The organism is Gilliamella apis (assembly GCF_030758615.1).
GTDB classification, from domain to species: domain Bacteria; phylum Pseudomonadota; class Gammaproteobacteria; order Enterobacterales; family Orbaceae; genus Gilliamella; species Gilliamella apis_A.
In genome coordinates, this window is the sequence record NZ_CP132381.1 from 379865 (window position 1) to 397324 (window position 17460).

18 protein-coding genes and 1 pseudogene are annotated in these 17460 nt (G+C 34.3%); 13 read left to right on the top strand and 6 right to left on the bottom strand.

Going from position 1 to position 17460, the window contains the following annotated elements; all coding sequences use genetic code 11:
* Positions 1-251 precede the first annotated feature (251 nt).
* The 11 genes and pseudogenes from RAM17_RS01835 (at position 252) to asd (ending at position 9895) form a co-directional block, all read left to right on the top strand.
* Positions 252-974 carry a GntR family transcriptional regulator gene (locus tag RAM17_RS01835; protein WP_146208350.1) on the top strand — a complete coding sequence of 241 codons (723 nt, stop codon included), beginning with the start codon at positions 252-254 and terminating at the stop codon, positions 972-974.
* A gap of 52 nt (positions 975-1026) precedes the next feature.
* Positions 1027-1110 (top strand): annotated as a pseudogene (locus tag RAM17_RS12490) (hypothetical protein); the annotation flags it as partial.
* A gap of 63 nt (positions 1111-1173) precedes the next feature.
* Positions 1174-1653, top strand: a complete 480-nt coding sequence (locus tag RAM17_RS01840; RefSeq protein WP_306240552.1) for a UTRA domain-containing protein — start codon at positions 1174-1176, stop codon at positions 1651-1653.
* 14 nt (positions 1654-1667) lie between these two features.
* Positions 1668-2135, top strand: a complete 468-nt coding sequence (locus tag RAM17_RS01845; protein WP_065613642.1) for a PTS sugar transporter subunit IIB — start codon at positions 1668-1670, stop codon at positions 2133-2135.
* A 17-nt stretch (positions 2136-2152) separates the two neighbouring features.
* Positions 2153-2986, top strand: a complete 834-nt coding sequence (locus tag RAM17_RS01850; RefSeq protein WP_110448764.1) for a PTS mannose/fructose/sorbose/N-acetylgalactosamine transporter subunit IIC — start codon at positions 2153-2155, stop codon at positions 2984-2986.
* Positions 2967-3791, top strand: coding sequence for a PTS system mannose/fructose/sorbose family transporter subunit IID (locus tag RAM17_RS01855; protein ID WP_110448763.1), 825 nt, complete (start codon positions 2967-2969; stop codon positions 3789-3791). Before RAM17_RS01850 ends, RAM17_RS01855 begins: the two co-directional genes overlap by 20 nt.
* Before the next feature lie 13 nt (positions 3792-3804).
* Positions 3805-4884, top strand: a complete 1080-nt coding sequence (locus RAM17_RS01860) for an SIS domain-containing protein (RefSeq protein WP_110448762.1) — start codon at positions 3805-3807, stop codon at positions 4882-4884.
* Between the two features lie 2 nt (positions 4885-4886).
* Positions 4887-5885: an SIS domain-containing protein gene (locus RAM17_RS01865; protein ID WP_065613650.1), complete on the top strand. Its 999-nt coding sequence runs from the start codon at positions 4887-4889 to the stop codon at positions 5883-5885.
* Between the two features lie 17 nt (positions 5886-5902).
* On the top strand, positions 5903-6334 hold the full coding sequence (locus RAM17_RS01870) for a PTS sugar transporter subunit IIA (protein WP_110448761.1): 432 nt from the start codon (positions 5903-5905) through the stop codon (positions 6332-6334).
* Between the two features lie 215 nt (positions 6335-6549).
* Positions 6550-8613 (top strand): prolyl oligopeptidase family serine peptidase, encoded by a 2064-nt coding sequence (locus tag RAM17_RS01875; protein WP_110448760.1) that lies wholly within the window; start codon positions 6550-6552, stop codon positions 8611-8613.
* Between the two features lie 178 nt (positions 8614-8791).
* Positions 8792-9895 (top strand): aspartate-semialdehyde dehydrogenase, encoded by a 1104-nt coding sequence (gene asd, locus RAM17_RS01880; RefSeq protein WP_110448759.1) that lies wholly within the window; start codon positions 8792-8794, stop codon positions 9893-9895.
* Positions 9896-9951: 56 nt separating this feature from the next.
* Here asd and RAM17_RS01885 read toward each other — a convergent pair whose 3' ends face one another.
* From RAM17_RS01885 to nagB, 3 genes are read right to left on the bottom strand one after another with little or no spacing between them, the layout of a single operon-like run.
* Positions 9952-11175, bottom strand: a complete 1224-nt coding sequence (locus RAM17_RS01885; protein WP_110448758.1) for an ROK family protein — start codon at positions 11173-11175, stop codon at positions 9952-9954.
* 36 nt (positions 11176-11211) lie between these two features.
* Positions 11212-12354, bottom strand: a complete 1143-nt coding sequence (nagA, locus tag RAM17_RS01890; RefSeq protein WP_034903256.1) for an N-acetylglucosamine-6-phosphate deacetylase — start codon at positions 12352-12354, stop codon at positions 11212-11214.
* 11 nt (positions 12355-12365) lie between these two features.
* Complete coding sequence (gene nagB, locus RAM17_RS01895; RefSeq protein WP_110448757.1) at positions 12366-13172, bottom strand: glucosamine-6-phosphate deaminase; 807 nt, start codon at positions 13170-13172, stop codon at positions 12366-12368.
* Positions 13173-13418: 246 nt separating this feature from the next.
* Here nagB and nagE point away from each other — a divergent pair, with 246 nt between their 5' ends.
* Complete coding sequence (nagE, locus tag RAM17_RS01900) at positions 13419-14924, top strand: N-acetylglucosamine-specific PTS transporter subunit IIBC (protein WP_110448756.1); 1506 nt, start codon at positions 13419-13421, stop codon at positions 14922-14924.
* Positions 14925-15095: 171 nt separating this feature from the next.
* Here the strand turns inward: nagE and tusC are convergent, their stop codons facing one another.
* The 3 genes from tusC to fkpA are packed head-to-tail and all read right to left on the bottom strand — an operon-like array spanning position 15096 to position 16746.
* Positions 15096-15449, bottom strand: a complete 354-nt coding sequence (gene tusC, locus RAM17_RS01905) for a sulfurtransferase complex subunit TusC (protein WP_110448755.1) — start codon at positions 15447-15449, stop codon at positions 15096-15098.
* A gap of 16 nt (positions 15450-15465) precedes the next feature.
* The gene (gene tusD, locus RAM17_RS01910) at positions 15466-15831 is read right to left on the bottom strand and encodes a sulfurtransferase complex subunit TusD (protein ID WP_110448754.1); all 366 of its coding nucleotides are present in this window, start codon (positions 15829-15831) and stop codon (positions 15466-15468) included.
* Between the two features lie 24 nt (positions 15832-15855).
* Positions 15856-16746: an FKBP-type peptidyl-prolyl cis-trans isomerase gene (fkpA, locus tag RAM17_RS01915; RefSeq protein ID WP_181414710.1), complete on the bottom strand. Its 891-nt coding sequence runs from the start codon at positions 16744-16746 to the stop codon at positions 15856-15858.
* A gap of 231 nt (positions 16747-16977) precedes the next feature.
* Here fkpA and fabZ point away from each other — a divergent pair, with 231 nt between their 5' ends.
* Positions 16978-17424: a 3-hydroxyacyl-ACP dehydratase FabZ gene (gene fabZ, locus RAM17_RS01920; RefSeq protein ID WP_110448752.1), complete on the top strand. Its 447-nt coding sequence runs from the start codon at positions 16978-16980 to the stop codon at positions 17422-17424.
* The last annotated feature ends 36 nt before the right edge of the window (positions 17425-17460 follow it).

The following is a 17460-nucleotide window of genomic DNA, read 5'->3' on the forward strand; positions in this document are numbered from 1 at the left end:
TGACTTGATAAAATTGCGTTTTTACATTGAGTTTTCTTCAAATCTTCCTTTATTGTAAATCAAATAAACAGATACATTTTTAAATATATCGTATTGATTTAATTATAAATAATTATAAAAACTGTGATCTATACAACAAATTTGGTACTTAAAATTGACAACATGTATTTTTTTGTTTATTTTTTAACAATGTTTACGTTATATTAACGTATATCTATTTTATAAAAAAGTCCATCAATGGAGTGTGTTTTTTGGAATATCGTGAAATAGCTTCAAAAACTTATGTTGAAGAACAGATTAAAGCTAATCCGACTATTGTCAGTAAGAAATTGACAGAACGAGCACTAGCAGAACATTTTGGTGTAAGTCGTACAACAATAAGAAACGCTTTAAATGATTTAGCTATGGAAGGTTATGTATTCCAAAACGATACTGATGTGGAACCGCATAAAATTTTTGAGATTAATATGTTAAAAATGTCTTCTTTCAGTGAAGAAGTTAAAAAAGAAGACGATATTGACCTTAATATTAAAGTTCTCACCAATCAAATTATTAATATGCCAGCTGAATTGAGATCTTTTTTTGGTTCGAATGAAAAATTGATTAGAATTGTTCGGCAAAGGATATTAAACAAAACTCCGCTTTCCTACGAAGTAACATATTTACCATCTAATAGATTTAAAGGTTTAGAACAAGTCGATTTGAATAATGTTTCTCTTTATCAATTTTTGAAAGAGCATTATCCATTCAAGCCAAGTCACGGTCGTGAAGAAATTACTTATGAGTCAGCAACCGAAGATAAAGCCAAATACTTAGGGGTTATTGAAGGAACACCGATTTATAAAGTATCGAGTAATAGCTTTGATATTAACTTTCAACCATTTGAACATACCGAGCAATATCTAGCAGGAAAACGATTTAAATATCATCTATCGGCGAAAAATATCTTCAATTATGGAGAAAAACAATTATGAAATTGTTTGAAAAAATTGCTGATCATTTAATGGGGCAGATCAACTCGGGTCAATATGGTGTGGGTGCGGAGCTCCCCCAGAAGTTCAATTACAAAAAGATTTTGATGTCAGTCGTACTACTGTTCGTAAAGCCATTGACCTATTAGTAGAAAAAAATCTGGTTGTACGAAAAAAAGGGATTGGTTTATTTGTTGCACCAATGCTGTCTACCCAAAATATTCTTGAGATGACTGGTATTATTAAACCTGGCACTTATCAACATCATAAAAAAATTCTTAAAGAGAATTATTTAAGAAAAGCTGGCCCTTACTATAGCCAGTTATTAAAGATAAAACCGTCAGCACTAATTTATTATATTAGTTTTTTAGAAGTTGCTAAAACTAGTGTAGTAAAAGAGATTTTTCTTTTACCCCTTCACTATTTCCCTGATTTTCAAGTTTCAATAATAAAAGTGCTATCAGCGCTTGAAATTACTAATTCGGGTAAGAAAAAAGTCGATAAATTAGAACAAGATTTACAGCTAATTGTTGCCAATGCCGAATTGGCTAAGCAATTACGCTGCCAAATTGATGAACCATTATTTAAAGTGTCTAATCACTATTTTGATATAAATAGCGAACCGATTGCTATTGAATACAAATTCGCTAGTAATACCAAATATGTGGTGGATTTCACCTAGGAGGAAGAAAACCAATGATTAAATTGTTACGTGTCGATCACCGCTTATTGCATGGTCAGGTTGTTGTTTCATGGTTCGATAATGTTGGAGCTAATACTATTTTAGTTGCCAACGATGCTGTTGCTAATGATGAATTTCGTAAATCAGCGATCCGATTAGCTAAACCTGAAAATGCCAAACTAGTCATGAAGTCAATTGATGACAGTATTGGCGCTATTAATTCTGGTGTAACAGATAAATATCAGATGTTAATTGTGGTGGAATCGGTAGAAGATGCAGAAAAACTCATCCGAGGAACTCAAGGACAAATAACTAGTCTTAATTTAGGAGGAACTAAACCTCGTGAAGGAACCAAAAATTATTCTAAAACAATTAATTTGACAGAGTTAGAAGCGGACTTATTAGCTGGATTACAACAAGATGGTGTTGAAGTGTATATACAACAAATCCCAAGTGAATCTAAGCAAAAATTTGAAAAATAGACAAAAAGGAATACAAAATGAGTATTGTTATTACAGCAATTATTTTGGCCTTGATTGCTATGTTAGCCAATGGTGAATACTTTTTAGGTTCATCTATGTTATCAAGACCTTTAGTTACTTGTACCTTAGCTGGACTAGTAATGGGGGATGTTACACAAGGAATTATCATCGGTGCAACATTAGAGTTGGCGTTTGTTGGTTCTTTTTCTATTGGGGCATCTATCCCTCCAGAAATTATTTCAGGTAGTGTATTAGGAACTGCGTTTGCGATTGGTGCCGGTAAAAGTACGGCAGTAGCCTTAACTTTAGGGATTCCAATTGCTTCTTTGGTTTTAGTGGTTAAAAACTTATGTTTCTTGTTCATTTTACCTTACTTTGTACATAAAGCAGATAAGTATGCTAGTGAAGGTAATGGTAAAGGCGTTGATCGCATGAATATTTTCGGCGGTTTCTTTTCTATCAACCTACCAATTGGTTTAGTTGTTGGTTTTTCTTACTTATTTGGTAGTGAAGCAATAAAAAGCTTACTTGATGTGATTCCTGAGTTTGTCATTAACGGTTTAGGAATTGCAACAGGCTTATTACCTGCATTTGGTTTTGCTATGTTAATGAAGATTATGATCAAAAAAACCAATGCGACATTCTTTATTCTTGGTTTTGCTGTAGCAGTATATATGAAAGTACCTGTCACTGGTGTTGCAGTTTTTGGCGCTTGTATGGCGTTAATTCTAACCGGTTACTCTTCATTTACCGGCAAAAAACTTACCACCTCAGACAATCAAGAAGTTAATAATCAATCAGGCAATGCTTTAGTAGGACAGGAGATCAATTATGAAGATGAAGAATTCTAATTTAATTACTAAAAAGGATTTAATGCGAACATTTTGGCGTTCTTTCACTGCTGAGTGGTCATGGAACTATGAACGACAAATGAATTTAGGTTATTCTTTTGCGATTCGTCCTGCTTTAGAAAAAATTTATAGCCAAAAACCAGAACAATTAACTACTGCTTATCAACGACATTTAGAGTTTTATAATGTTACGCCATGGTTAATTACTTTCCCATTAGGTATTTCTATTGCTATGGAAGAGCAAAATGCCGTAAATGAAAATTTTGATGAAAGTTCAATAAATGACGTCAAAATTGCATTAATGGGACCACTAAGTGGTTTGGGAGATTCATTCTTCTGGGGAACATTACGAGTTATTGCAACAGGTATTGGTACTTCACTGGCGATGCAAGGTAATATCTTAGGGCCACTACTATTTTTATTAATTTTCAATATTCCAGCCATTATTGCTCGTTATTTTGGTCTATTTATTGGTTATAACATTGGTGCATCTTTTATTGAAAAAGTACAAAAAACTGGCTTGATGGATAAATTGTCTTATGGAGCATCTATCTTGGGGCTCTCGGTGGTAGGGGCCATGGTGGCGACGATGGTGACATTAAATATGCCACTAACCATTGGCTCAGGCTCTGATGCAACGTCATTACAGGATATTTTCGATGGTATTGTTCCGCAAATATTGCCGTTATTATTTACTTTATTTATCTTTTTATTAGACAGAAAAGGACTAAAAGCACATTGGATCTTATTACTGATTGCTGGTATTGGTATCTTTGGTGCTTGGAGTGGATTACTAGGTCAATAAAAGGGACGATGTAATGAAAAGTATTGCTGATTATGTAGCATTAGAACCTGAATATTATCAAAGTATTTTAGACAATTATCAAACATTGTTTGTTGATACTATTGATTCAAGTAAAGTTAAACAATTTAATGCAATTGTTATCTTTGCTACTGGTTCAAGTTCTAACGCAGCTTATGGGGCGAGACCTTTAATGAGTAAAATCTTAAAGGTTCCCGTTTATATTGAAGATCCTTCAATCGCTGCTAATTATTTACATTACAGCGATCCTAATACCCTCTATTTTGCTATTTCGCAAGGGGGAGAAAGCTATTCAACGATTCATTTAGTTGAAGAGTTTATCAAGAATAATCAAACTATCTATACGCTTACCAGTAATCCTGATAGCCCATTATATAAAATTAGCAATAATGTATTATCTATGGGTATTCCTATTGAGGAAATGCCTTATGTCAGTGCTGGTTATAGCGTTACGATACTTGATTTGATATTAATTGCTTTAGTCATTGCACAAAAAAATGGCAGCATGGATGATCAACAATTTGCCAGTTATTTCGATCAACTTAGAAAAGTTGCAGGTTTGCTACCTAAAGTTATCGAACAATCCCAAGCTTGGGTAAATCAATATCAACACAAATTTTATCATTCTCAACGAGTCATATTTATTGGCTACGGTGCAACCTATGGTATTGCTCGAGAAGGGGAAACAAAATTCACCGAAACTATACGTAATAATGCTTTCGGTAAAGAACTCGAGGAGTATATGCATGGCCCATATTTAGGTTTACATGAGAATGATAATATCGTTTTTCTTGAGCCGCATGGCGTGTTATCTAACCGTGCTGAATTGTTAAAAGTATTTTTAACTAAACATGTTAAAAATATTTCTACGATTTACGCCAATAACAGTAGCAACGTTAAACAAGACGATTTGTGTCTTAATATTGATATAGATGAACTGTACGCATCATTATTTATGACAATACCAATTCATCTATTAAGTTACCAAGTTTCACGATTAAAAGGTCATAACCTTGAAAAATCAACCTATCCAGAATTTGATGAAATAACTAGCTCAAAAATTAAGAGGATTTAAAAATGAGAAAATATGACGAAAAGAAAGAATTAGACAGCATGAATGGTGCATTAGCATTAAGACCACAAATTAATGAATTTATTGATAAAATCCACGCGCGTGGTTATAGCAACGTTTGTTGGTTAGGTATTGGTGGTACTTATGCATCATCAATGCAAGCAGTTGTACATATGAAAGAAAAAACAGCGATTGAGACTTTTGTGCAACACGCTGCTGAATATTTAGTAACTGGTAACAAACGTATTACTAAAGATACGCTTATCATTATTTCATCTGTAACTGGCACAACACAAGAAGTGGTTGCTGCTATTGAAAAAATCCAAAAAGAAGTTGGTTCAACTGTATTTGCTTTCATGGATAAAGCCGATACTCCATTAGGAAATATGGCTGATCATGTAGTTGTTTATCCAATGAATGAACAATTAAAATTCTTTATGACTGCTGATCGTTTAATGTTTTTAGCTGGAGAATTCCCTGATTATGACGAGTTCTACCAACAAATGGATCAACATTTTGCTAAAAATATTGTTGCCGTTGCGAAAAAAGCCGATAAATTTGGTCAAGAAGTTGCTGAAAAACATCATAATGATCCAATGCACTATTTTGTTGGCGCAGGTAATCAATGGGGGGCAACTTATTCTCATGCTATGTGTTATTGGGAAGAACAACATTGGTTACGTTCAAAATCAATTGAGTCAGCAGAATTTTTCCATGGTACATTAGAAGTTATTGATCGTGATACTGCGGTAACCGTTTATGTCGGTGAAGATACTCAACGCCCATTAAGTGAAAGAGTCGCTAAGTTCTTACCGCAAATTTGTGGTAATTATACTATTATTGATACCAAAGATTATGAATTACCGGGTATATCAGAAAAATATCGTGGAAATCTTTCACCATTTGTTTTCCGTGCTATTAATAATCGTATCGATGCTTATGTTGAACATTTAAATCGTCATCCAATGTCAATCCGTCGTTACTATCGTTGTTTAGATTACTAAAATAGGAACTTAAATCGATGATTTCTGTATTAGTCAGTACACATGGTTCAACGGCGAAAAGCTTAATTGAAACGACTGAAATGATTTGTGGTAAACAATCTCAGTGTGAAGCGGTTTCGTTTGCAATGGGGCAATCAACAGATGATTTTCAACAACAACTGCAAAAAAAGCTAGAAGAGTTACAGCATTTTGGCTCAGAAATTGTATGTTTTGTTGATTTAAAAGGTGGAACACCATTTAATACTTTAGTTAGATTGATGGCTGATTTTCCTAATATAGAAATAGTCACTGGTGTAAATGTCCCTATGTTGTTAGAAACCTTTATGCAACGCTCTGACGCAAATCTAGTAACATTGTTACCAGATATTATACAAGCCGGAACTCAAGGGATTGAGCGGTATAATATTGCAGCAATGGCTGCAGATGAACCAAGTGATGAAGATTTCTAAAATTGACAACGCACAAAACTACAATAAGCCCGATAATTCGGGCTTTGTTTTATCAAAAACCAATTATCTAAATTACAATAATAATCTATCTTTTAGACGAAGAGTTAGCCAAAGCGAATGAATAATAATCGTTTGATACATTAAGATATAAATGATAGAACTAGATAATTATTCTAGTTTTATTTTTTATAGAGCATGATAAAAGGAGATCAATAATGTTCTGGTTAAAAAAAATTTTTTTTATCATGATCGTCTTTTTATCATTAGTGAACTGTATTAGTTGTGTATCTAACCACTCTTATTCATCAGTTGACAGTTATGGTTGGATGGAAACAGAAAAGGATCTAACTAATAATTGGTTATTATCTGAATCAAATCGTTCAATGAAAATTCTTGAAAAACTCGATTTGTTCTCATCGATTGAAAAACGATTCAGTGAATTAACAGATTATGGAACTGAACCAATAATTCATAATATTAGACTAAAGGGTGATAATACTTTTTACTTGAAACGAACAAATAAGCATCCTTATAACCGTTTGTTTGTTAAAGATCGATTCGGCAAAGAAAGGTTATTAGTCGACCCATCAGTTGGTTATATATATAATTTCTACCCATCAAATGATGGTAAGTATATTGCTTATGCTATTTCCGAAAATGGCTCTGAAATTTCAGCGATCAATGTGATTAATGTAAAAACTAAAGCACATCTAGCCGATAGCTTATCCGGTATAACTGCTTCAAATATAGTATGGGCGAGTGATAATTTATCTTTTTTCTATCATCGTAATAATTTTGCTAATTCTAATAATCGAAGGTTAGGAACGGAAGAACTCTATCTTTATCGTTTAGGCTCCAATATTGAAAATGATTCGGCTATTTTTGGCAAAGCTAATATCGAGAATTATCAAGCTAATACTGACCAAAATATCAATTTATCTTTATCTGCTAATTGGGCAGTTGCTTCAGTGGAATCTTCAATACCTGGTGATGCCATAGATTTGTATTTAACAGAATCTAACTCTCTTTATCTGGAAAACAAACATTGGAAAAAGATTATCGATAGAAAACAAAATGTAGAGGATTTTTTTGTACGAGATAATTGGCTTTATTTGGCTAAATATAACAACTTTTCAGGTTATACTATTTCTCGACTAAACCTTAATCATATCCCTTCTCCAGAAGAAAAAATAATTGAATGGAAAAAAGGCGAATTGGATCTGTTTACAGTCAGTAAAGATGCTATTTACCTTGCTTATTATGACTCTGGAAAGTATAAATTTGTTACTATTCCTTTTTCCGATCTGCATAATATCAAAATGATTCCTATTAGTGATGGGAATGAGGTAACGGCTATTTTTTCTAGTTTAGACAATAAAGAGATTTTATTTACCCAACAAAATTGGAACATGCCACCAAAAATATGGCAATATGACCCTGATAGTCAGTTAATTGAAGATTCTAAAATAATAAAGACTGATGCATCACTATTTGCAGATTATGAATCAGAACAAAAATGGGTTAAATCCAATGATGGTGAGCTTATTCCACTTACACTTATCCATCGAAAAGGAGTTAAACTTGATGGAAGTAATCCAACTTGGCTATTTGCTTATGGAGCCTATGGTCAAAGTGAATATCCTTACTATTATGATACTACTCGTTTAATTTGGCTTGAAAAAGGAGGTATCATTGCTATCGCTCATGTTCGAGGTGGTGGTGAGTTAGGACCTAAATGGCATTATGATGGAAAGGGTAAAAATAAAATTAATTCCGTCAATGATTTTATCAAATGTGCAAAATACCTTATCGATCATCGTTACACCAATTCATCCAAGTTAGTTATTAGTGGTGTAAGTGCTGGTGGTATTGTAATTGGTTCAGCATTAGCAAGACATCCAGAGCTTTTTGCCGCCGCTGCAATCACTTCAGGTATGTTGAATATGAGTCGCCTAGATCAAATTCCAATTGGTAATGCCAATTTTGCGGAATTTGGTTCGCCTTTCAATAAACAGGAATTTAAAAATCTACAAACTATCGATGCTTATCTTAATCTACGTGAAGGTATTAACTACCCACCTGTGATGCTTTCAGTTGGATTACAAGATTCGCGAGTATCTCCTTGGCAGAGTGCCAAATTTGCAGCTCGACTCGGTGAGATAAATCATTCTCAAAATGAAAACGTCTTTATTATAGCTAACCAAGAAGATGGCCATTTTATTAATAATTTTGTCAATATGGTGGTGTTTTTTATGTGGAAAACGAATATGACTGACTAGTTTATGAAGTGCTAGTTTTAGCATAATATTCAGTTTTGCCTATAAAATTATATATAACACCACGTTATTATCTGCTTGACTAGAAAAATAATTCTTATCTGACTTGTTTTATGGTGATTTTTTGCTTTAATAGTAAATGAATATTTCTTTATATAACATCTACTTTTGGAAATAAACTATGAAAAATGTTGGTTTTGTCGGTTGGCGAGGAATGGTGGGCTCTGTTCTTATGCAACGTATGGTTGAAGAGCATGATTTTGATTATATCAATCCTGTTTTCTTTTCTACTTCTCAAGCTGGTCAAGCAGCTCCTTCTTTTGGCGGAAAAACAGGAATATTACAAAGTGCCGATGATATTGATGCTTTAAAAGCATTAGATATTATTGTCACCTGCCAAGGTGGTGATTATACCTCTGAAATTTATGCAAAATTGCGTGCAACCGGTTGGCAAGGCTACTGGATTGATGCTGCGTCAACTTTACGTATGGAAGATGATGCAATTATTGTTCTTGATCCAGTGAATAAAGCTAACATTCAATCAGCCTTAGATAGAGGCATTAAAACTTTTGTTGGTGGTAACTGTACAGTAAGTTTAATGTTGATGTCACTTGGTGGATTATTTGCTGAAAACTTAATCGATTGGGTTTCTGTTTCAACTTATCAAGCGGCTTCTGGTGGTGGTGCACGTCATATGCGTGAATTACTGACCCAAATGGGAATGTTAAACGCTGAAGTTGCTAAAGAACTACAAGATCCTAACTCTTCTATTTTAGATATTGAACGCAAAGTGACGCAAAAAATGCGTGATGGTAGTTTACCGACTGATAATTTTGGCGTGCCTTTAGCGGGTAGCTTAATCCCATGGATTGATAAAGCTCTTGATAACGGCCAAAGTCGTGAAGAGTGGAAAGGCCAAGCGGAAACCAATAAAATTCTAGGAACGAGTCAGATTATTCCAGTCGATGGACTTTGTGTACGAGTTGGGGCATTACGTTGCCATAGTCAATCATTCACGATTAAATTGAAGAAAGATATCAGCATTCCTGAGATTGAAAAACTACTTGCTGCTCATAATGATTGGGTTAAAGTTGTACCAAATGATCGTGAACTTTCTATGCGAGAACTTACTCCAGCTGCGGTTACAGGTACCTTAAGTACACCAGTTGGACGTTTACGTAAATTGAATATGGGTAAAGAGTATCTATCAGCCTTTACGGTTGGCGATCAGTTATTATGGGGTGCTGCTGAACCATTACGAAGAATGCTACGCATCTTAGCTTAATGATGAATAAAAAAAGCCCTGTTTATGGGCTTTTATTTTTATTGTAAAGCAATTTATTAGATTGTTTCTAACAAGGTCATTAACAGTGAACCGTTAAATAACGCTTGTTGTACTAAGGCAAATGCACCAATTGCTGAACGGTCATTAAGTGTTGAACAATTGATAGTTAGATTGTTTCTTAACTCTTCTAAACTTTGAGCATTTAACGCACTAGTTACTGCATTTAATAATACATCGGGTGATTTTGTTAATTCGCCAGCTAATACAATCCGTTGTGGGTTAAAAATATTCACCATTATCGCGACAGCTCTACCCAGATTTTCACCGGCATCTTTAACTAACTTAAGCGCTAACTCATCTCCTTGATTGGCATATTTGCAAATATTGCTGATATTTATGTTATCTAAACTTAATTTAGTTGGATAACCTTGTTCTATCATCTGTTTTGCTCGTGCTTCAATGGCCTTGTGAACTACTCGATTTTCTAAACAGCCAAAATTTCCACAATGACAACGTTCACCTAATGCATCAATTTGGATGTGTCCAACTTCACAAGCGGTTTGGTTATGGTTAGTGAGTAATTGTTGATTAATGATAACCCCTGAACCAACACCACGATGTACACGAATTAAAATTGAATCATCGACATCTTGAGTTGAACCAAAATAACTCTCAGCTAATGCCAAACTTTGAATATCATTACCAATAAAAATCGAAACATTAAATTGATCACGTAATACATCCGCTAAAGGCCATGCCTTAACTTGAATATGTGGGGTATAACGAATGATCCCTCGCACTGAATCAATTAAACCGGGTAAAACCACTGAGATCGCAACAAGATGTTTAACTTTTTTATTATTTTTTTCGATGAACTGTTTAATGAGTGCAATTAAATATTCTTGTGCTAACTGTTCCGTAAAAGTAGTAAGTGGATAAACTTCAAATGCTAGACTATTGGCACCTAAATCATAAAGTTCAATCGTGACATGCGAACGGCTCAATTGTATGGCAATTGTCTGATAGTAACCAAATTTTGCTTGTATTGAAACCGCAGGTCGTCCCCCCGTTGATTGTTGGGCATCAACTTCTTTGATCATATTCTTTTTGAGGAGTTGGCGAGTTATTTTGGTGATACTAGCGGGTGCTAATTGACTAATTTCGGCGAGTTGAATACGTGAAATGGGAGCTTGCTGAACAATCAAACGATAAATCATTGCATAATTTAATTGCTTGATTAGTTCAGCATTGCCGACTAGGTGTAGATAATTAAAGGTCATATTTTATCTCAATATTTTCATTAACTATCCGACATTCTAACGGCTCATCTCTCCATTAACAATAGTTTTCACATTTGAAAAGTCACGATTAAAAATAACTAAGTTGGCAATTTTGCTTTCACTAATTGTACCAAGTTGTTTATCAACACCAATCGCTTTGGCTGGGTAAAGTGTTGCCATTCTTAATGCTTCATCTAAAGCAATACCAACATACTCTACTGCATTTTTTACTGCTTCAATCATGGTTAATGCTGATCCACCTAATGTGCCATTTTCATCAACACAACGGCCATCTTTATAATAGATAGTTTTATCAGCAAATACACCAGAAGTTAAATTAGAGCCAGCTAATAACATCGCATCAGTAATCAAAATTAAATGATCTTGTTTAATTTTGTGGCTATTACGAATGTTCGCCCAACTTACATGCTGGCCATCAGCAATGATACCGACATACACTTCTGGTTCATCATAAATTGCGCCAACAACACCTGGTTCGCGACCAGTAATATAAGGCATAGCATTAAATAGATGCGTACCTAGGCGGATACCAGCATTGAAACCACGACGGCAATCATCATAGTGGCCGTTAGAATGTCCAACTGAAACATGAATTCCGGCATCACATAGTTGTTTAATATGTTTGGCATCAACTTTTTCTGGAGCTAGGGTAATGATTTTGATTACATCGGCGTTTGCACAAAGAAAGTCGATCATCTCCTGTGAAGGTTGACGAATGTAATTTATATTATGAATACCTTTCTTCTCAGGATTAATATAAGGCCCTTCAAGATGTAAACCTAATGCTTGGTTAGGGTGCTTAGCTAAATATTCACGCATCACGTTTACTGCTTTGATCATAAACTCATCAGTTGAAGTGATTAAGGTTGGTAAATAGCTAGTACAACCATACACGAGGTTAGTTGCCTGCATAGCTTCTAAGGTTTCAATACTTAGTGCATCAAGAGTTTCATTAAATTGCACACCACCACAGCCATTGACTTGAATATCAATCAAGCCTGGTGCAACATTTGCACCTTGTAAATCTTTAATGGTGATATCAGCTGGTAATTGTTCTTGTTTACAAATTTTTGCAATTTTATCACCGTCAATAATAACAGCGTGATTATCAAGAATTTCATAACCAGTGTAAATACGACAATTGGTTAATGCGTACATTGAGTTATCCTTTATAAAATGGTTACTTGAAGATTATCTGCTTCCATTTGTTTAAAATATTTTAATGTTTTTACCTTTAGATCATCAGTGCTTGTCTCATCACAAACAATAATTGATTTTGGATGCATTTGTAATGCGGAAACAGTCCATAAATGGTTAACACTTCCTTCTACCGCTGCTTGTAATGCTAAACTTTTGTTGTGTCCACAAACTAATAAAATTACCTCTTCGGCATCCATTAATGTTGCAACACCAATGGTTAATGCATGTTTTGGCACTTGTTTGATATCATTATCAAAAAAGCGTGAGTTGGCAATAATTGTATCTTCAGTTAAAGTTTTGATACGAGTTCGTGAACAAAGTGAAGAACCTGGCTCATTAAATGCAATATGTCCATCTTGGCCTACGCCACCAAGGAAAATATTGATTTTGCCGTAGGATTTGATTTTTTCTTCATATTCTTGACATTCTTTTTCGATATCAGCTGCATTACCATTTAATATATGGATGTTGTTTTTATCAATATCAATATGGTTGAAGAAATTTTCATACATAAAAGTGTGATAACTTTGTGGATGATCTTCTGGAATACCGACATACTCGTCCATATTAAATGTCACAACATGTTTAAAACTTACTTTACCCGCTTGGTACTGTTTAATTAGTTGTTGATACATCACTAATGGTGAACTTCCCGTTGGTAAACCTAGTAAAAAAGGACGATCTGCAGTTGGATTAAATTGATTAATTTTGTTTACGATGCGCTGAGCAACCCACGCGCCAACTTCTTGCGCATTTTTTAAAGGAATAAGTCTCATAAAATATAATCTCTTCTGATATAATTGAATAAATCTTTTTTTTTAAAGTAAAATATGTTGTGGTTATTTTACTATATTAAACTAATTAAGCAAAAAAAAAGCGTGATATAAATCACAAAAGGCAAACATTTAATTTGCGAAGTAAAATAATATAATGTCAAATATATTTGACTTACTTCTTTTACTTAACGATGTGAGATTTTATTATTTTTAAGTAACTCCCGAATGATAATATGAGGCAAAACTATGGGAATTTTAGCTTATTTACAACGAATTGGGCGCTCGCTAATGGTGCCCGTGGCAGTATTACCTGCTGCTGCAATACTTTTAGGTATTGGTTATTGGATTGATCCAAATGGTTGGGGAACCAACAATATTGCTGCGGCATTTTTGATTAAATCCGGTGGTGCTATCATCGATAATATGCCAATCCTTTTCGCAATTGGTGTTGCGTATGGTATGTCTAAAGATAAAGATGGTGCAGCAGCATTATCTGGATTGGTAGGCTTTTTAATCATTACTACACTATTATCACCAAATACTATTGCTCTATTTGAAGGGGTTGATACCAGTGTGGACGGTTGGAATGCACAAATATCACCAGCTTTTAGTAAGATAAATAACCAATTTATCGGTATTTTAGTTGGAATTATTTCTGCTGAACTATATAACCGCTTTAGTTCTGTTGAACTACATAAAACCTTAGCTTTTTTCAGTGGTAAACGTCTAGTTCCTATCATTGTTTCTATTGTTATGTTACTTGTTTCAGTAGTGCTATATTTTATTTGGCCTATGGTATTTAGCGCATTAGTTTCTTTTGGTGAATGGATTAAAAATTTAGGTTCAATAGGTGCAGGTATTTATGGTTTCTTTAACCGGTTATTAATTCCTGTTGGTCTACACCACGCTTTAAACTCAGTATTTTGGTTTGACGTTGCTGGTGTTAATGATATTCCTAACTTCTTAGGCGGACAAGGTTCTATTGATTCTGGTAAAGCGATTGCAGGTATAACTGGTCGTTATCAAGCAGGTTTCTTCCCTATTATGATGTTTGGTTTACCTGGTGCGGCATTGGCAATTTATCATACTGCTAAAAAAGGTAATAAAGATAAAACAGCTTCAATCATGTTAGCGGCGTCTTTTGCGGCTTTCTTTACTGGTATTACTGAACCATTAGAGTTTGCGTTTATGTTTGTTGCGCCTGTGTTATATGTAATACATGCTGTTTTAACCGGTATCTCACTATTTATTGCTGCAACAATGCAATGGATATCTGGATTTGCATTCAGTGCAGGTCTAATCGATATGTTGTTACAATCTCGTAACCCATTAGCAGTACATTGGTATATGTTAATTCTACAAGGTATCGTATTCTTCTTTGTTTACTATATCGTATTCCGCTTTGTAATTGTGAAATTCAATCTTAAAACGCCAGGTCGTGAAGATGATATTGCTAATGCAACTGTAGTTACTGAAGAAACATTAGCACAAGAAAATGCACCAGCTGGTGTTGATTTATCTAAACTTGCTGAACAATATTTAGTAGTTATTGGTGGTAAAGATAACTTAACTAATATTGATTCATGTATTACTCGTTTACGTTTGAATGTTCATGATACCGATCTAATTGATGAACAAGCAGCTAAAGCGCTAGGTGCAATGGCAGTTATAAAATTAGGTAAAACAGGCGTGCAAATCGTGGTTGGTCAACAAGCTGAAAAGATTGCAGATCAAATGAAAAAACTCGTTTAATCGAAATTTTATCTAGCAAGGTTTAGTAAAATTATCCCCGTGGCTTAATCAGTAATGATAAAAGTCATGGGGATTTTTATATCGTTTTAAAAGTGATTAATCTATTTTCTGGTCACTAAATTATCGATAAGATTATATAAAAATTTTGAGGAGAGGGGTTTTTAGCAGGTTTTAGAAGCGTAAAACAGCGTCTTGATTGGCTAATAGTTGAGTTAACTGTTTATCATCAATTAATTGGTTTGCAATATTGAGAGGAGTTTGCTTTAAGTTTCGTTCATCTAATGATGCTTTACAGACATAAACATCTTCAATGTCATAAAGTTCCAACATATTGAAAGTAGCAATGTAATCACGCATCAATATCAACTCTGGATGTTGATTAGCTAATAGATGAAATACACCATCGCCGATAAAAAAGACAGATATATGATTGAATGTTGAAAGGGCTAAAGCAGTATCTAACGCTTCTCGACCTTTGGCGCTGCCATGTGGTGCTGAGCTAATAATGATTGCTACTTTTTTCATGTTATTTGCCTATTATTTAAAATTGTAGAACTCGATCTGAACTTGCTACAGCTTCACTCAACTCGCCAAGGCCGGTTAATTCAAAATGTTCGGCAAGATTATTTACACCGATACCACGTCTTTGCGCGGCAGCGACACAAACAGTTAGTTTTAACGAATATTGTTTTGCTAAGTTTTGCCAAGCTTTGACTAAATCAAATTCATCATTGGCTGGATCACTATAACAGTTAGCATTATAAACGCCATCAGCATAGAAAAATATGTTAGCAATCGAATGGTTGCTATTTGAAAGTAATGTTTGAGCAAATTGATAGGCACAATAAGCAGATTGGGTCCCATAAGCGGGACCCATAATAACCAGTGTATAATTTAATGGTTTCATCAAATTAGTTTTCTGCTAGTTATTTTATTTAGCTTGTTCTGCTTCAGCAGGAGCTGATGCTGGAATATCTTCTTTATCGTTATCAATACCAAGTAGCTCAACTTCAAAAACTAAAGTTGATGAAGGTGTAATTCTCGCTTTATCACCTTGAGCTGGGAAACTTTGGTCACCATATGCTAATTCAGGTGGCACAACTAGTTTAATTTTACCACCGACACCAACTAATTGGATACCTTCTGTCCAACCTTTAATTACCCCATTAAGTGGGAAAGTTGCTGGTTCATTATGATCATAAGAACTGTCAAATGTACGACCATCTGTTAATGTACCAACATAATGGACAATAACAGTATCTTCTGCTGTCGGATGACGACCAGTTCCTTCATTAAGAACTTTATACATTAAACCAGATTTAGTTTTAATTACACCTTCTTGCTTAGCAAAATCCTCACGGTATTTTTCACCAGCAGCAGTATTTTCAGTTTTTTGTTTTTCAAAACGAGCTTGGCTTTCTTCTTGAATTCGTTTACCAAATGCATCTAATACATTTTTAACTTCATCTTGGTTAAGTTGTGAGGCACCACGCATGGTTTCATTAAAGCCACTGATTAGGTATTCTTGATCAGCAGTTACTTCATTTTGTTCTAAATTTGATTTCATATAGTTAGCAAATGAAGAACCTAATGCATAAGCTTCTTTTTGCGCATCAGTTGAAATTGTCGCTTTATCTGCTGAGTTTTGTGCAGTAGCTGCTTCAGTTTTGCTTTCTGTCGCATTGGTATTTTCAGCACTATTTGCCGTTGCAGTGGTTGTTGCTGGTGCTTTGTTTTCTTCGGTGGTCTTTTTGTCATCACAGCCAGCTAATGCTAATACGATAGCACTACTTACTAATGTCATTTTTATAAATGATTTCATTCTACTCTCCAGGTTAAACATCTTTTTAGCTAAATATTAAACTTATTATATATGATCTAATATAGTATAAAATAGTATTTACATATCATTTAGATAATTTATTGCATTTATTTGATTTTTTAGTCAGCACAAATTTTAAAATCTGCAGTTTAAATCACTCCTTGAGTGAAAGTGGTATCCTCAGTTATAATAGAAAAAATTTATAGAAAATAATGTATAAGGATAGCTATTTTGACTACCGAACTTAATACCCTTGATATTGAAGAAATTATCAGTTTACTTCCACACCGTTATCCGTTTTTGATGGTTGATCGCGTAATTAGTTATGAGAAAGGTAAAACATTAAAAGCCATTAAAAATGTAACTGTAAATGAACCATTCTTCCAAGGTCACTTCCCGAATAAACCTATTTTTCCTGGCGTATTGATTTTAGAAGCGATGGCACAAGCAACTGGAATTTTAGCGTTTAAAAGTATTGAAGAATTGTCACCAGGTCAACTTTATTATTTTGCTTCAATTGATAAAGCTCGCTTTAAACGACCGGTGGTACCAGGTGATCAAATTATGCTTGATGTTGAATATATTAAAGAGCGTCGAGGCATTGCATTGTTCCATGGTGTTGCAACCGTCGATGGCAAATTAGTTTGCGAAGCAGAGATGATGTGTGCTCGTAAATAATTTTGATTTTGAAATATCCCAAACGTATTAAGGAAT

Bases quoted from the DNA above. Each gene is read 5' to 3' on its own strand.
- nagB (WP_110448757.1), bottom strand. From the start codon at position 13,172: ATGAGACTTATTCCTTTAAAAAATGCGCAAGAAGTTGGCGCGTGGGTT.
- RAM17_RS01845 (WP_065613642.1), top strand. From the start codon at position 1,668: ATGATTAAATTGTTACGTGTCGATCACCGCTTATTGCATGGTCAGGTT.
- fkpA (WP_181414710.1), bottom strand. From the start codon at position 16,746: ATGAAATCATTTATAAAAATGACATTAGTAAGTAGTGCTATCGTATTA.
- tusC (WP_110448755.1), bottom strand. From the start codon at position 15,449: ATGAAAAAAGTAGCAATCATTATTAGCTCAGCACCACATGGCAGCGCC.
- nagA (WP_034903256.1), bottom strand. From the start codon at position 12,354: ATGTACGCATTAACCAATTGTCGTATTTACACTGGTTATGAAATTCTT.
- RAM17_RS01870 (WP_110448761.1), top strand. From the start codon at position 5,903: ATGATTTCTGTATTAGTCAGTACACATGGTTCAACGGCGAAAAGCTTA.
- RAM17_RS01865 (WP_065613650.1), top strand. From the start codon at position 4,887: ATGAGAAAATATGACGAAAAGAAAGAATTAGACAGCATGAATGGTGCA.
- RAM17_RS01850 (WP_110448764.1), top strand. From the start codon at position 2,153: ATGAGTATTGTTATTACAGCAATTATTTTGGCCTTGATTGCTATGTTA.
- RAM17_RS01885 (WP_110448758.1), bottom strand. From the start codon at position 11,175: ATGACCTTTAATTATCTACACCTAGTCGGCAATGCTGAACTAATCAAG.
- RAM17_RS01840 (WP_306240552.1), top strand. From the start codon at position 1,174: ATGCTGTCTACCCAAAATATTCTTGAGATGACTGGTATTATTAAACCT.
- RAM17_RS01860 (WP_110448762.1), top strand. From the start codon at position 3,805: ATGAAAAGTATTGCTGATTATGTAGCATTAGAACCTGAATATTATCAA.
- asd (WP_110448759.1), top strand. From the start codon at position 8,792: ATGAAAAATGTTGGTTTTGTCGGTTGGCGAGGAATGGTGGGCTCTGTT.
- tusD (WP_110448754.1), bottom strand. From the start codon at position 15,831: ATGAAACCATTAAATTATACACTGGTTATTATGGGTCCCGCTTATGGG.
- nagE (WP_110448756.1), top strand. From the start codon at position 13,419: ATGGGAATTTTAGCTTATTTACAACGAATTGGGCGCTCGCTAATGGTG.
- RAM17_RS01855 (WP_110448763.1), top strand. From the start codon at position 2,967: ATGAAGATGAAGAATTCTAATTTAATTACTAAAAAGGATTTAATGCGA.
- RAM17_RS01875 (WP_110448760.1), top strand. From the start codon at position 6,550: ATGTTCTGGTTAAAAAAAATTTTTTTTATCATGATCGTCTTTTTATCA.